Source organism: Saezia sanguinis, assembly GCF_963921665.1.
Taxonomy (GTDB): Bacteria; Pseudomonadota; Gammaproteobacteria; order Burkholderiales; family Burkholderiaceae_C; genus Saezia; species Saezia sanguinis.
The window spans coordinates 1-14993 of the sequence record NZ_CAWUGC010000005.1 but is presented as its reverse complement, the minus strand read 5'-3'; the positions used below and the strand labels follow the sequence as shown (position 1 = coordinate 14993).

Sequence of the window (14993 nt, the reverse complement as noted above, 5' to 3'; positions counted from 1 at the left end):
TGTGTTAAAAATGGATTCACAGTGGACAGAGTGCCTCTGAAATTGTCAAGCCAGTCTCGCAAAGCGTGATCAGGTCAAGGGTTCAGAGCATTTATGCCCCACGTCAATTTCAAGGTAAGCCTTTAAATTGACGTGGGTAGACGATTGAAGCATGTGGATGCTTTAGATAAATGGCACGCCAGAGCAGGCTTGCTGCTTCATTTCAAAAAGCAGCACGCATATGATTAAGCGCCCAATATGAATGGGTAGGAATGAGGCAGTAAAGACACTGCGGCAAATTTTATGATCTAAGAAATGAATCTGAAGGTCATAAAATCACAATGGCATTACTGAACCTGAAGCAGTTTTTGCCCGTTATGGTTTTTCTGCACCAGAAATATGAAGATTTCTCTTGCACCAAAGTGCAAAAGAATTTTTTATGAAAACAGCCACCAAAAGGATGATGCTGTGAGATGTATAAAACCCGATGAGTTTTATGTTGACGAACACGGCAAAGCCTTGTTCAGTGTTTTAATCACTGGGGCTTATCGCCTGAGAATAACCTGCCAATTTAACTCAAAGGCAAACTGACTGTTATTCTTAATTAAGAATACGACAAAAAGCGCATTCTTCCTAAAAAGCATGAAAGAATGTTTACATCTAACAATATGACAGCAATTCGAGATTGCTCGGTCTAAGTAAATAATCAATGCCCTCCTGTATGGGTAACAGGTGCCTTCAAGACGGACATTTCAGGGAAGGCATGGGTTTGGGTTCATCCAGATGACACTGAATGCAAGACTTCAAGAACCCCGTCTGCCTGTTCATTCAAGGCACTGAAAAGCCCTGAACGGAAGCTCCATGAACATGCTTCCCTGATGTTGCACTCTACGAGCGCCATACATGGTTTCATGATATAGCTCCTTTAAATAAAAAGCAACATGCCAAACCCCTGAAACCATGTAGGGTAGATGTTCTCAGGAGTTACCAGAAATGCTCAGGAGTTGTCAGGAGTACTCAAAAAATAGCTAAAAATATTTTTTGATCTGTGGCTTTTTGTTTACACACTTTTCGTGTGTTTCTTCATTTTTAATATCAATCTGAAATATTTCTGCCAGGCTTTATCGTACTTTATAAGATATGATGTTCTATAAAGTATGATCATCAAAGATGATGAACCTTATCCATTTTTATGCTGGATGGTTTTTGGTGCAGGTATTGACTGGTTCAGCCGTTTGGGATGATAAAAGTGCTGGTACAGAAAAATGTGATTGTGCTGCATTGTGTAAACGTATGATGAACTGTTGCAATCCTTAAGGGTTTATTTCCGGCTTTTCAAGTGCGTTTATATGAATACTGTTATCAGGCATGGCCCTTGATAAGTTCATCTATCGGTTAGAAATAGATAGATATAAAAGGGAAATAAGGGGAAGGGGCAAAAGGCCCCAGGCGCAGTGAAATTTCAGGTGCTTTTGTCGCTTTGAATAAAACTGCCAACTGCTTTCTTGTTCATTTCATAAAAACAATATGGATTAATAAGTGCAATTAAATTATTATTTATGTATAATCGCGTTAATGTTAGCGTGGTTTGATTTCTGCGATTCTGTAATGCTTATTGGATGGATAAGCATACAGAGCAGACATTGCCAAAAGGCAGACCCAAAGGCCAAAAAACACATGATCCTTTATTGTCAAAAGCCTTTGGCCAGACCATCAGAATAAACCGGATTGCGAAAGGAATATCACAGGAATCCTTGGCTCATTTGGCTTCGATTGAGCGAGCCTATATGGGGCGCATAGAACGGGGCGAACATACACCGCTGTTGCCGCAGATCATGAAGATCGCCAGAGCATTGAATATGCGTCCGGGTGAATTGCTGGATGAAACAGAAGATATCCTGAAAAAACAGCAAAACGACAACCGGGGCAGAAGTTAAAGTTGAATGACAGGTTCAGAAGATCGTAAAAACAGAACACTTTTTGAGCGAAGAGCAAGCCAGCGAGGGTTGGGACGCGGATGAAGTTGTACCGCTAAAACATCTTGACAAAGGAAAAAGGTACACCCCATGAAAACAACTATACAATCCGCAGAAATCCTGCTGCCCGTTTGGGAGCACACGCACAATATAACAGCACAGGGTGCATGATGTACGTGCACCTTCATTTTGGAATGATTGATATTGCCTGCTCACTTATATGAATAAGGTCATATAAAAACAACACAATCGTAGCCAATAAAAAGCTGCTCCTTTAAAATCGACCAGGATATTTTCCTATAGAGCAATAACAGCAAAGCCATGATTATATCTGTTAGCAGTTTGCCCTGTTACCCAATTCAATCATTATTCTTCTGGTCATATATTGCTGGCCGGGGAATCAGTCTACTCATATAAATAAAAAAGAAAGTGATTATGAGAATGCATTCGGGCAAACCAACCAACTATTCACAAAAACATGTCTTGCGCCAATTGGGCTGCCTGTTCTTGTCATTCTCTCTTGCCCTTACCCCGGTAAGCGGTGTCTTCGCCCAGGCCGTCCCTGGAGGAGCTCACCAGCCCGGCATGACCCAGGCAGGTAATGGCGTGCCGGTCGTCAACATCAACACCCCCAACGCTGCCGGGATGAGTCACAACACCTACAACCAGTTCAACGTTCAGCAGCAGGGGTTGATCCTCAACAACAGCACACGGAATGCCCAAACCCAACTTGGCGGCTGGATACAGGGCAATCCCAATCTACCTTACGGTGGTGCGCGTGTCATCCTCAATGAAGTCGTGGGCAACAACCCATCCATGTTGCGTGGTTACATTGAAGTCGGAGGAAACCGGGCCGATGTCATCATTGCCAACCCGGCGGGCATCAGTATAGATGGGGCGGGCTTCATCAACGCCAGCGGTGTGACGCTCACGACTGGCACACCCCAATTCAATACTTATGGCTCAATCGAATCCTACCGTGTAGGAGGAGGCAACATCCAGATCGCAGGACAAGGGTTTGATACCAGTGGGGCCGACTATACCCGCATCATTGCCAGAGCCGTTGAAGTGAATTCCGGTATCTGGGCCAACGACCTTACAGTGGCCGCAGGCACAGGCACCTTTGCAACAGATGGCAATCCCATGCAGCTCACTGTAGAAGATGCGGCAGGCCAGCCCCTGTTTGCCATTGATGTGGCGGCTTTGGGTGGGATGTACGCCGGAAAAATAAGGCTCATAGGCACTGAGCATGGTGTAGGTGTAAGAAACGCAGGCCACATAGGAGCCAGCGCAGGGCAGGTTCAGGTCACAGCCGATGGACGGCTTATCAACAGCGGAACCATCAACAGTTCGGGCAACAGTGCAGGCATACAGGTAGCCACCACAGGCGACATCAACAACCTGGGCAACATCTACACCACAGGCCAGGTGAACCTTCAAAGTCAGGGGCATATTACCAACAACAGCACCATCGCTGCACAGGGCAATACCGCGCTTCAGGCGCAAAGCATTACCAACCAGAATAATGCCCTGATTGCCGCGGGAGTCAATACGGATGGCAGCCTCAATAACACAGGCAGCCTTAACCTGGGTGCGGTACAGCTCACCAATGACGGGCAACTCCTTGCAGGCAACAACCTCCAGGCCAATGCTGCTCAAAACATCCACAATACCGGATCATTGCAGGCCCTTGGCGATCTTCAAATACACAGCCAGGGAAATGTAGCCAATACCGGCAGTGTCTATGCGGCAAACAACCTTGAAGTTAATGCCGTGAACCTCATCAACCGCAATCTCCTGGCAGCACAGGGCAACGCAACCATTACCAGCCAGACCTTTACCAATGAAGCCAATGCGCTTACTGCGGCAGGACTGAACGCGGACGGTACACTGAACAATACGGGTAACCTGAACCTGAGCGCGAGTGGACAGATCACCAATAACAGCGACCTTATTGCAGGACAACAACTCAACATCCAGACGCAGACCCTGGACAACCAAAAAGATGCTCAGATCGCAGCGGCAACAACCCAAATTGATGCAACCAACCTCACCAACCGTGGGCTGATTGACGGAGCACTCACCTATATCCAGGCGCAAAACCTCACCAACCTGGGCACCGGGCGCATCTATGGCGACCATTTGGCTATAGGAGCAGATACCGTCACCAACACCGCTGAAACAGTAAACAGCCAAACCCGCGCAGGCACCATTGCAGCCAGAGAGCGGCTGGACATGGGCGTGCAGGCCCTTTACAACAACCACAACGCCATCATCTACAGTGGCGGGGATATTGTTATCGGGGGCGAGCTTCAGAACAACGCTAATGGGACACCTTTGGCGCAGGGAAGCGCGACATTGGTGCAAAACGATGGTGCGACCATCGAAGCCACAAACAGCATCTCCATTACAGCCACAGACATCCACAACCTTAATAGCAGCTATCAGGCACATGACGTTTTACAGGACAGTGAACAAAAATTCGTGCACATCTTGCCCAATGGCACCATCGTTGATAATGAAGGCGTCTATTACTTTAAAGAGCGGGGTAGCCAAAGCTATACTGTAGAGCGGTATTTCCGGGTCAGCAGTATCAATGAGGCGCGCAGGGCGCTGGGTGAGAGTTCGCACTATTTCATGCTGCTGCCCTCCCAAAACTACACAGAAAGCCAGTGTCTGCAAATCTATGCTTTGGGCGGAATTCCTAAACCGGCCTTTAATGTATTTAGACAACCCGACACCGCGACCTATGCGCCGGATCACCGGGTCTGGCAGATACTGGGAGTGAATGCACCTGACCCTATCCCCACGGACAGCCAGGGCAATACCTGTGATGGCGTGAATTACTGTGGCTCATCAAGCCCTGAATATACCCAGTACACCACCTGGAGAACCAACAATCTGGCCAATTACCAGGCACTTAATACCGAGATTAGCCGCTTTAACCTTGACCTTGACAGCCGCAAAGTCAGCATGGAAACCCTGCGTGAATACACGCAGGACCATTACCGCACCGAAGTCATCGCATCCAACCCCGGGCAGATACTGGCGGGCGGCAATATTCTGCTCACAGGCAATACACTCAACGACAAAAGCCGCATCATTGCGGGCCAGACCCTGCAAACCCAGGGCAACCTCACCAACAATGCAGCCCAGGGACAGGACTATCTGGTGCGCAACGGCACAGAAATCAACACCATCCGTACCGCCAGCGGCAGGGACTGGTCTGCTGCACTGCCATTCAACCAGCGCGATGGAGCAACCCAGTTCAGCCTGGGTGTCAGTGCATTTGACCAAAACACCACCCCCACGGGTACAGGCACGCAGATCACTTCACGCCCCAGTGGCGGGGGTCACGCCATAGGCGCTATCCAGTTGCCTACCAGCAGCCTTTACCAGATCAACCCGAATGCGAATGGTAACTATCTCATAGAAACCGATCCCCGGTTTGCCAACTACGGCACCTGGCTCACTTCGGACTACATGCTTGAAGCACTTGGACTTGACCCTGCGCGTACCCAAAAACGACTGGGAGACGGTTTTTATGAGCAGCAACTGATCCGTGAACAAATCGGCCAGCTCACTGGATACCGTTATCTCGCAGGATACACCAGTGATGAAGAACAATACAAAGCCCTGATGAATGCAGGCGTAGAGTTTGCTCAAGAATACAACCTCTCGCCAGGCATCGCGCTCACCGCTGAACAAATGCAACAGCTCACCAGCGATATCGTGTGGATGGTAACGCAAGACGTCACCTTGCCCGATGGCAGCATTCAAAGTGTTCTGGTCCCACAAGTCTATACCCGTGCAGGCACCAGCCTCATCACCACGGACGGGGCGCTGCTGAGCGCCAATAATGTATACATCACAGGTCAGGAAGGCCAAGCTTCGAACCTGACCAACCGTGCAACAATATCTGCAAGACAAAACCTCATTGCAGACGTTGGTCATATCCAGAACATCACCACAGGACAAATGCACGCCAACGACCTCCTGCTGCAAAGTGCCACCGACATCGACAATGTGGGCGGCGTCATCTCGGCAGACAACAGCATCACCCTTGTGGCAGCCAGAGATATCAACATTTCCTCCACTGTCGCAGAAGGCTATGACAATTCAGGACAGCGCAACAACATCGGCAACACAGGCGTTGTTTACCTGAGTGGGCAGTCTCAAACCCAACAACCGGCCACAGACCCTGACCCACAAACACCCTATACCCGCCAAAGTGAAGGTACGGATAGTCACTCTGCTGATGGACAAATCCGCATGCAGGCAGGGCGCGACATCAATCTCCATGCGGCCAACATCATCAATAATGCGCAGATTGCAGCGCTACCTGAAAATAAAGGCGAAGGACAGCAAAACACAGATGGTGCGGGTAACACAAGCACGGCAGTGTCAAATACTGCTTCAACGAATTCCCAGTCTGGCAGCACCACACTGGTTGCAGGAGGTAACATCCATATCGGCACGGTTACCACCAGCCAAAGCCACCATGCCCAGTTTGATGCCAAAAACAGTGCAAGTCAAAGCGCCATAACGGAAACAGGCTCGCAGATCAGCAGCACAGGCGATATCAATCTGGTTGCTCAAAACGACCTCACCATTCGCGCCTCAGACCTGGAAAGCGCACAGGGGGCGATCAATGCCAATGCCAACACCATCAACATTGAAGCCGGAGACGCTTCTACCAGCAACTCCAGCAGCTTTTACGGCAGCTTCTCGGGCACTCTGGGCTCAAAAAGCTATGAGCGGCGTTATGCCAACAGCCAGGAAGGACTGCTAGGCTCGAATTTAAGTGCCGAGCAAATCAACCTGCACAGCAACGAGGACATGAACATCACCGCCAGCAATGTGGTGGCGACCAATGATGTGAACCTCGTCTCCACAGAAGGTAACGTCACTATCCAAAGCGGCACAGGCTCCACTCACAGTGAAAGCTATGAGCGTACACGCCGCTCTGGTCTGTTCTCAAGCGGGATGGCTGTGACCATCGGGAACCAGAAAACCACCACGACCGAAACGATGGATGCCACCTATGCGCAAGGGTCAAGCGTCGGTTCCCTTGAGGGCAATGTCAACATACTGGCTCAAAACGGCACCTATACCCAGACAGGCTCCGATGTACTGGCCTTACAGGGGGATATCAATGTGGTGGCGCAGGACATCACCATCCAGGAGGCCAGGGAAACCCAGCAGAATACCTCTACTTATGAATTCAAACAAAGCGGCCTGACCATAGGCGTGAGTTCGCCCCTGATTGGTGCCATACAGACTGCCCAGCAGATGCAAGACGCCTCGGACAGAACCAGTAATTCCAGAATGGACGCGCTGGCAGCAGGCGCGGCTGCATTGAACGTATACAACAACAAAGATGCAATCCTTGGTTCTGTTGACGCACTCGCGTCAGGACAATCCCCGGCAGACGCCGGATTCAGCCTGAGCGTGAGCATTGGAAGCTCCAAAGCCAGCAGCCGCAGTGAAGACGTCAGCGACAGTACCATGGGGTCAAGCCTCAGTGCGGGAGGAAATATCAACCTGGTGGCTACCGGCAGGCCCAATCCAACTGCTAACAATGAAGAAAAACCCACCTATACAGGTGGTAACATCACCATACAGGGCAGCAATGTCACGGCCCAAAACAATGTCACCCTGGTTGCCAATGATGCAGTCAATATCCTCGCAGCAAGCAATACCAGTTTCAGCACCAGCAGCGACAAAAGTTCATCAGGCTCATTGGGGGTGAGCATTGGTGCGGGGATAGGTATCAATGCCAGCGCAAGCAAATCGCGCGGCAGCAGCAATGGCCAAGACCGGACCTGGACAGGCAGCCATATCAATGCAGGCAATACCACAACCATCATCAGTGGCGGAGATACCAATATCATTGGCTCCCAGGTGGCAGGAAATACCGTCATTGCCAATATCGGGGGCGACCTCAACATCCAGAGTCTGCAAGACACCAGTATCGGCCACAGTGACAGCAAAAGCTCCAGCGGCAGCATTGGCATCACCATCGGAGGGCCAGTCACAGGCTCCTTCAATTCCAGCAAAGTCCATGCGAATGGCACATATGCGAGTGTGAACGACTATGCGGGTATCATGGCTGGAGACGGCGGCTTTGACATCACGGTTGCAGGCAACACAGATCTTAAGGGCGCCATCATCGCCTCTACGCAGGAAGCTGTAGACAACAACCGCAACCAGCTCACCACAGGCAGCCTGACAACAAGCGATATCCACAACCGCAGCGATTATGACGCCAAAGGTTCATCCATTGGGGCTGGCATCAGTATTGGTGGCGGCAGCATCACACCCTCAATGCCAACTGCCATGAACGGCAAAGAAAGCGGTTCAGACAGCAGTACAACGCTGGCAGGCATCAGTGGCGGTCAGATTATCATCACCAATGAAGCCGAACAGCAAAACAGGACAGGACAAACGGCTGAGGAAGCCATCCAAGGGATCAACAGGGATGTGCTCACCGGGCAGGACAGCAATGGCCTCGCACAGAACTGGGATACCCGGGAGCTGGTCGATGAGATGAAGGCCAATATGGAAATTGGCGAGGCCTTCAACCGGGAACTGGGCACATTTGCCGCAACCAAATCCACAGAACTGGATGCGGCAAGGGAAGCCCTCAAAACTGAAACTGATCCGCAAAAGCGCCAGGAGCTTCAAAACTTCCTGGACAGTAACCAAATGTGGGAAGTTGGTGGTATAGGGCGTCTGGGGCTCACTGCCATTAATGCCGCTCTTAGCGGAAACGTGAGCGGAAGCAGTGCAGACCTCTTAAGAGACTCGGCGATCAATGTGCTACAGGGGCTTGCTGCCAGTGAAATCAAAGACTTCATCAATGCCTACGCGCCGGGTAATGACGGGTTAAGGGCGGCTTTACATGCCATAACGGCATGTGCTGGAGCAGCAGCACAAAGTGCGGATTGCGGTTCCGGTGCGCTGGGGGCGGCGGGCAGTGTCGTCCTCAACAACCTGATTGACGGCTTGAATGATCCGAACCTGACTGAAAGCCAGAAGAACGAGCGCATCAACTTGATTAATACGATTATTGCGGGGGTGACAGAACTAGCAGGGGGCGACAGTGCTGTGGCGAGCGCGGCAGCTACCATTGAAACTGAGAATAACCAGTTTGGGGGAGGTAGCTTTATGGGCTATTCTCCCAGTGCCATGCAACCGATTATTTCTGCTGAAGTGGGTGTGGAACAACAGTGTTATGCCCAAGGTGGGTGTACAGCAGAAGAGAGGGAAACGCTTAGACGGCAGGCGGGGCTTGCACCGCATTATGATACGAGTCCAACGCTTGTTGGGGAGGTTATAGGGGGTGCGCGCGAAGTTATTTTACCTATAACAGCAGAAGATGTAACCACAGCGTTTGATCCGGAGGCTGGCTGGGGTGAGAGGTCGATTATCATTGTGGGCGCAGTTGCAGGGCCTTTGGGGGATCTGGTTTCCGGAATAAGGAAAGGAGCTGATATAGCTGATGCTGTAGGTGATGCGGCCAAAGGAATTAACCGTACCGAGGATTTGGCTTCCACTGGGAATAAAGTTGATGTGCCAAATAATACTACAGGGGGAGGGATTTCTGGAGGGCAAGGGATAAGTAATGTAGAAAGGTATTCTGGAGATTTAGTAAGAGTTAATGTAAATGATCCTGATGCAATTAAACTCGCAGAACGTATTGGAGGAGATCCAAGCGTAAGGTTTGCTAATGATACAAGAGAATTTGATGCAATAAGTAGTCAATATATCGGGCAAGCAAAGCCTGGAGGCATCCAGCTTGGAAGTAACCTTAGGAATCAAATGAGAGCGACTTTTGAAGCTGCAAAAGCCACTGATAGAAGTGTGTATTATCATTTTAATGGCCTTCCTGCTCAAGACGTTATTGATAAATTAAATGAATATAGTCAGAGGTATGGCGTTCGAGTCGTTATTGATACCAATCCTTTTTGAAGTTCAGTTGTGAGATTAAAGAAATGATTAAATATTTTGGTTGGATAGATATAAGAGAATATGCAGAGGACTGCGACCCAGTGAATGAGAAAAAATTACTTACAACTATTGAAAAGTATATATCGAAAAACAAACTAAATGAAATTTCGTATCTTGCTAGAATACATTCTGCAAATGGTGGTTGGCATCTCTTATTAAGCGGGGGAGCGAATCATTTCAATGATAGAATCAAAGCCTTATTTGGTTTGCTTGAAATGATAGCAAACCTTGCGAAAGGTTCTTATGGGCAAATGTATTTTTGGAATGATGAGAATGATGAGAATCCCAATGCATATAATGAATTTGATGTTTATGTCTTAATTAGAGGAAAGATAACAAAAAAGAAAGATACAATATTTTCTCCTCTTTCTCCAACAGTAGAAGATTGACTGTCGCCCTATATATTTATTGTTAAAGCAAAATATCATGACTTTAGCCATGGAAGTATTCTACTTTTGATGAAGGTTGATATTCGAGGTGGAACAATTAATGGTGTTCCTAATCAGAGAGGAGTTCGCTGATGAATGAGATACATAATAATTTTTCGTTAAATTTTGCTGATATACAAAATGAAGTTAATTTGACGTGGAAAGATATTCTGTGGGGATATGAAAAAAACTATTGAATGAAAAAGATATTATTAGTTATGCATGTAATCATATCCACGAAAAAGATGAGCACGGATTAATAACAAGCTTGGCAATAAAAGATGATGCAGAGCATCAATCGATATATGAGTTATTAAAAAAAGTTGCAGGCTCTTTAAGTGACTACAATACTGATAAATGGCTGTATATAATTTTATTGTATATATTTAATAATAGAGAAAAATATAAGGATCCATTCGAGGAAGTGGAAATGGTTTATGCAGATTTTGATTATCCTGAAGAAATTGAATCATTTGTCAGATATATGTCACCAAAAGATTATAATCCACGCCAATATAGCTTCGAAGAAAATATTCAAAGATTATATAGCTTTTAGAATGATTATCTAAGAAATAAGAAACAGGCTTTCAATAAATAGGGGTTACAAGAAGTGCCGCATTTTTTGATGATTTAGCTTGCAAGCAACTGGGAAAACTCTGACAAGATATGAACTAACTATCCTAGGCAGTGCGGTTTATTTAGGCAAAGAAAATGTGATTGTGTGTTTTCAGACAGATTTTGTCATTGAACCAAAAGATAAATAATAGTTAATAATCGTTATGAGGTTAAACAAATGTAACTTCGGGCATGATTTCAAGAGGGACAAAATAAATGGCAAATAAATTATTATTCCCAACGGGAGTGTTACCGACATTTGATGAGCTGCTAAGTATTATTACAGAAGGTCTTAATAATCTTGATGTAGAGCCTTACCGAGTTATTGTTGGTGTTCCTACTACCATGAGTACTGATTTAATAAAATCAATGGTTTATGTCCAGCAGCATGGTGCTAAGGAATTTTTTTGCTGGATTACTTTTAGTTATTTCGAATTAGACTTGAGAGAAGAAAGCGAGAAAGATTTGCCATATGTAGTAGGAACACAAACACGGGGTGAAGAAAATCAATATTTTGCTACCATAATCGCTTATATATTAGTTAAAAAATTGGGCCGAATAATTTATGATGATGCCCATTTGCTGGGAAATAAAGATAGTTATTCTGTAGATGAATTATTTTCTCTTGTAGAAATTGCAAAAGACAAAATTTATCCAAGAACTCAATGTTAAAGTATTCAGAAGTTAAAACGATTATTGATCCTAGAAAAATTATGAGTATACAAATACTTGAACCAATACAGATCCAGTTAACTGAAAACTTTATAGATGAAAACTATCCATCGATTAATTTTCAATTTGAAGCAACTGCAAAGCAGTTTTCGTCTATCATCGATTGCAAAGGAGAAATATATATTGAATACTCTATTTTTGATGAGTTTATATTCCAATTGAAAAAAAAAGAAAATAATGCAATACTTACAGATATGAATAAACAATTTAATCTTGAAATTATATTTTTACAAAATAGGTTTAAATTTTTATGGGAATTTTCTAAAAAAAGTATTGATGGCAGTAATATAAAAATCGAATTTTCAAATATTATTTCAGAAGAAGTATTTTTGATGATTAGAAATCAATTTATAGAATATCCAAAATGGTGGTAATAGAATTTTTGCATAATTATAAATATGAGAACAATAAAAAATCTTTTATTAATCATAGCCATAGCCCTCTATAGCTTCCAGAGCTACACCCAGCCCCTACCACTACCCAACAACCCAGCCCAGGAACTCATCCTGCAACAGCAGCGAGAGCGGGAACTGCGCGAGCAGATGGACAGTACATCCAATGTGCGAATTCCCGAACTCGAACAGGTGCAGCCAGCCCGGTTGGCCATACCAGAAGAAACGCCATGCTTTCCCATTGATAACATCGTTCTTGTTGGTGAACTGGCTGATAAATTCCAGTTTGCCCTATCTGCCACAGATGATGGCCCTGATGGGCAAGACTCCGCCACAGGCCGTTGCCTTGGTACTGCTGGCATCAGCATCGTGATGGGTCGAATACAGAACGCCATCATCACCAAAGGCTATGTCACCACCCGAATACTTGCCGCCGAACAGGATCTCACCACAGGCACTTTGGCACTGACTGTCATCCCTGGGCAAATACGCGCCATCCGCTGGGGTGAAGGCTCCCAAATCCGAACCAGTTGGCGTACAGCCCTTCCCATGCGCGAAGGCGACATCCTCAACCTGCGCGACATCGAGCAGGCACTCGAAGTCTTCAAGCGCGTACCCACGGCTGACGCCAACATCGAGATTGAACCAACAGAAACGCCGGGGCAAAGCGACCTTGTCCTTTACTGGCAGCAAAAATTCCCGTTTCGCCTCAACCTCTCCATTGATGATGGCGGCAGCCGCAGCACCGGACGCTACCAAGGAGCAGTGACCTTATCCTACGATAACTGGCTCACCTTAAACGACTTATTCTATGTCAGCCTTAACCACCATCTGGCGGACAGTATGGGTGGTAACTCCAGAGGTTACAGTCTGCATTACTCTGTCCCCATCTATAGCAACTGGCTCATCAGCCTTAACGGCAGCTATTACAAATACGAACAGCAAATTGCTGGCATCAACCAGAACTATGCCTATTCAGGCAGTTCCCAAAATGCCGACATCACACTCAGCCGCCTCATCTACCGCAACAGCAGCATCCGATTAAATGGATACACCAGAGGCTGGACAAGAAAATCCCACAACTACATTGATGATGTGCAAATCGAAGTCCAGCGCCGCCAGACGGCAGGATGGGAACTGGGAGCCGATTACCGACAGTTTATAGGTAATGCCATTCTTAACACCACCCTCTCCTATAAACGTGGAACAGGAGCCAACCGTTCATTACGTGCACCAGAAGAAAACTATGGCGAAGGTACTTCCCGCATGAAAATCGTCAACCTCAACGCCTCCCTGAGCATCCCCTGGAGAATCGGAAACCAGAACTTCAGATATTACGGTACTATTCGAGGACAATGGAATGATACCCCACTCATTCCACAGGATCAGTTCTCCATAGGAGGACGCTATACCGTCAGGGGATTTGATGGAAAAAACACCCTGATGGGAGACAGGGGACTCCTGTGGAGAAACGACATTGGCTGGGTTATACCCAACACCAGCCATGAACTCTATGCAGGCATCGATTTTGGCAGAGTATCAGGGCCAGCAACGAAATACCAGGTTGGACAAAACCTCACAGGAGCCGTGATTGGACTCAGAGGAGGTTTTAACATCAAAAACCAGGGTTATTTCAGTTATGATGCATTTGTGGGAACACCGCTGCATAAACCCGGAGGATTTGAAACATCCAAATTCACATCCGGCTTTAACCTTAACTTTTCCTTCTAGGCAGCACAGAAATAAACTGAGAAAAGAAGAAACCAACAAGGCAGGAAACCATGAGCAGGCCAATATCACCCATACCGCAACGGCAGACAAGAACACTTGCCACAATAGTCCTCACACTGTTGATGGCATTTACCCTGGCCTCATGTGCCACAGCGATGAGCTATGATGACTACCTGGGCCAGTATTGGGAGATGACTGAAAAGGAACTGCTACAGGCTTGGGGAACGCCTCAAAGCAGGCAAGAAGAAGATGGACAGGTACGCTTGGTATACACCAGCACTGGAATGCGTAACGTCATGGTGTCTCCAGCTATTTACGAGCCTTACTTTGATGGCAGGAATGTTCACCACCGGATTGTGCAGCCCGAGCGCTGGAGGCAGGAGCAAACCCATTGCAAGACCGTCTTTGTGTTTGAGCAAGGGCAGATGCTCTACACAAATTATGAGGGGAATGGGTGCATCGCCCCCAACTGAATGCATATACACCCCTAGGCCTTTTGAGGGCCTTTTAAAGATAAAGAACCATTCCGCAAGGAATGGTTCCTCTTAGCCCTTACAATTCCTTTCCCTTATTCCCTTTTTGTGCTTTTAGCTATCCTTTTATAGGATGGCATTTGACAAGCCAGCTTATTGTTGATAACATCTTCCCTCTTACGGGAATTGGTACACAAAAGGGTACATAGTAGCTTTTGTATACTAAAAATCCACGGGATTTCAATGGGATGCAGGTTGCATGCAATGAACTTCACCCGCTCCAGCTTTTCGCAAGGCATTTTTGGATTTTGGCTCTGCGGGGTGTGGGGACAAAGTCAAAGGTCAATACTGATTTGAGCGTTCTGGTTTCGATGTTCGAGCGTTCAAATCTGTGTTGATGCCCATGTGGCTCAGTGGTAGAGCACTCCCTTGGTAAGGGAGAGGTCGCGCGTTCGATCCGCGCCATGGGCACCATTTTAAACCGTTGTATCGTTAGCATCGATCAGTCGAATCAGGAGTTCTGACAAATGGCGAAAGGCAAGTTTGAGCGTACGAAGCCCCACGTGAACGTGGGCACGATTGGGCACGTAGACCACGGCAAGACCACGCTGACAGCAGCGATTGCCTCCGTGCTGTCGCAGAAATTTGGCGGCG

9 protein-coding genes and 1 tRNA gene are annotated in these 14993 nt (G+C 47.1%); all 10 read left to right on the top strand.

The features are described from left to right. The first annotated feature begins 1598 nt into the window (after positions 1-1598). Positions 1599-1916 carry a helix-turn-helix domain-containing protein gene (locus tag AACY98_RS04035; protein WP_339801913.1) on the top strand — a complete coding sequence of 106 codons (318 nt, stop codon included), beginning with the start codon at positions 1599-1601 and terminating at the stop codon, positions 1914-1916. A 474-nt stretch (positions 1917-2390) separates the two neighbouring features. Next, positions 2391-9929, top strand: coding sequence for a hemagglutinin repeat-containing protein (locus tag AACY98_RS04030; RefSeq protein WP_339801911.1), 7539 nt, complete (start codon positions 2391-2393; stop codon positions 9927-9929). 23 nt (positions 9930-9952) lie between these two features. Further along, positions 9953-10357 carry an Imm7 family immunity protein gene (locus AACY98_RS04025; protein WP_339801908.1) on the top strand — a complete coding sequence of 135 codons (405 nt, stop codon included), beginning with the start codon at positions 9953-9955 and terminating at the stop codon, positions 10355-10357. A 232-nt stretch (positions 10358-10589) separates the two neighbouring features. After that, entirely contained in the window at positions 10590-10952 is a 363-nt protein-coding gene (locus AACY98_RS04020) for a DUF2247 family protein (RefSeq protein WP_339801906.1), read from the top strand. A gap of 275 nt (positions 10953-11227) precedes the next feature. Beyond that, complete coding sequence (locus AACY98_RS04015) at positions 11228-11683, top strand: hypothetical protein (RefSeq protein WP_339801903.1); 456 nt, start codon at positions 11228-11230, stop codon at positions 11681-11683. After that, the gene (locus AACY98_RS04010; RefSeq protein ID WP_339801900.1) at positions 11677-12117 is read left to right on the top strand and encodes a hypothetical protein; all 441 of its coding nucleotides are present in this window, start codon (positions 11677-11679) and stop codon (positions 12115-12117) included. Before AACY98_RS04015 ends, AACY98_RS04010 begins: the two co-directional genes overlap by 7 nt. A 24-nt stretch (positions 12118-12141) precedes the next feature. Continuing rightward, positions 12142-13866, top strand: coding sequence for a ShlB/FhaC/HecB family hemolysin secretion/activation protein (locus tag AACY98_RS04005; RefSeq protein WP_339801898.1), 1725 nt, complete (start codon positions 12142-12144; stop codon positions 13864-13866). 50 nt (positions 13867-13916) lie between these two features. After that, positions 13917-14339, top strand: a complete 423-nt coding sequence (locus AACY98_RS04000; protein ID WP_339801895.1) for a hypothetical protein — start codon at positions 13917-13919, stop codon at positions 14337-14339. 399 nt (positions 14340-14738) lie between these two features. Then, a tRNA-Thr gene (locus tag AACY98_RS03995) sits at positions 14739-14813 on the top strand. Between the two features lie 53 nt (positions 14814-14866). Next, the coding region (locus AACY98_RS03990; RefSeq protein WP_339802139.1) for a GTP-binding protein at positions 14867-14993 on the top strand (127 nt) is incomplete at its 3' end.

What these genes read in the sequence shown, in the direction of transcription:
- AACY98_RS04030 (WP_339801911.1), top strand. Translation starts at nt 2,391, where the DNA reads ATGAGAATGCATTCGGGCAAACCAACCAACTATTCACAAAAACATGTC.
- AACY98_RS04010 (WP_339801900.1), top strand. Translation starts at nt 11,677, where the DNA reads ATGTTAAAGTATTCAGAAGTTAAAACGATTATTGATCCTAGAAAAATT.
- AACY98_RS04025 (WP_339801908.1), top strand. Translation starts at nt 9,953, where the DNA reads ATGATTAAATATTTTGGTTGGATAGATATAAGAGAATATGCAGAGGAC.
- AACY98_RS04015 (WP_339801903.1), top strand. Translation starts at nt 11,228, where the DNA reads ATGGCAAATAAATTATTATTCCCAACGGGAGTGTTACCGACATTTGAT.
- AACY98_RS04005 (WP_339801898.1), top strand. Translation starts at nt 12,142, where the DNA reads ATGAGAACAATAAAAAATCTTTTATTAATCATAGCCATAGCCCTCTAT.
- AACY98_RS04000 (WP_339801895.1), top strand. Translation starts at nt 13,917, where the DNA reads ATGAGCAGGCCAATATCACCCATACCGCAACGGCAGACAAGAACACTT.
- AACY98_RS04035 (WP_339801913.1), top strand. Translation starts at nt 1,599, where the DNA reads ATGGATAAGCATACAGAGCAGACATTGCCAAAAGGCAGACCCAAAGGC.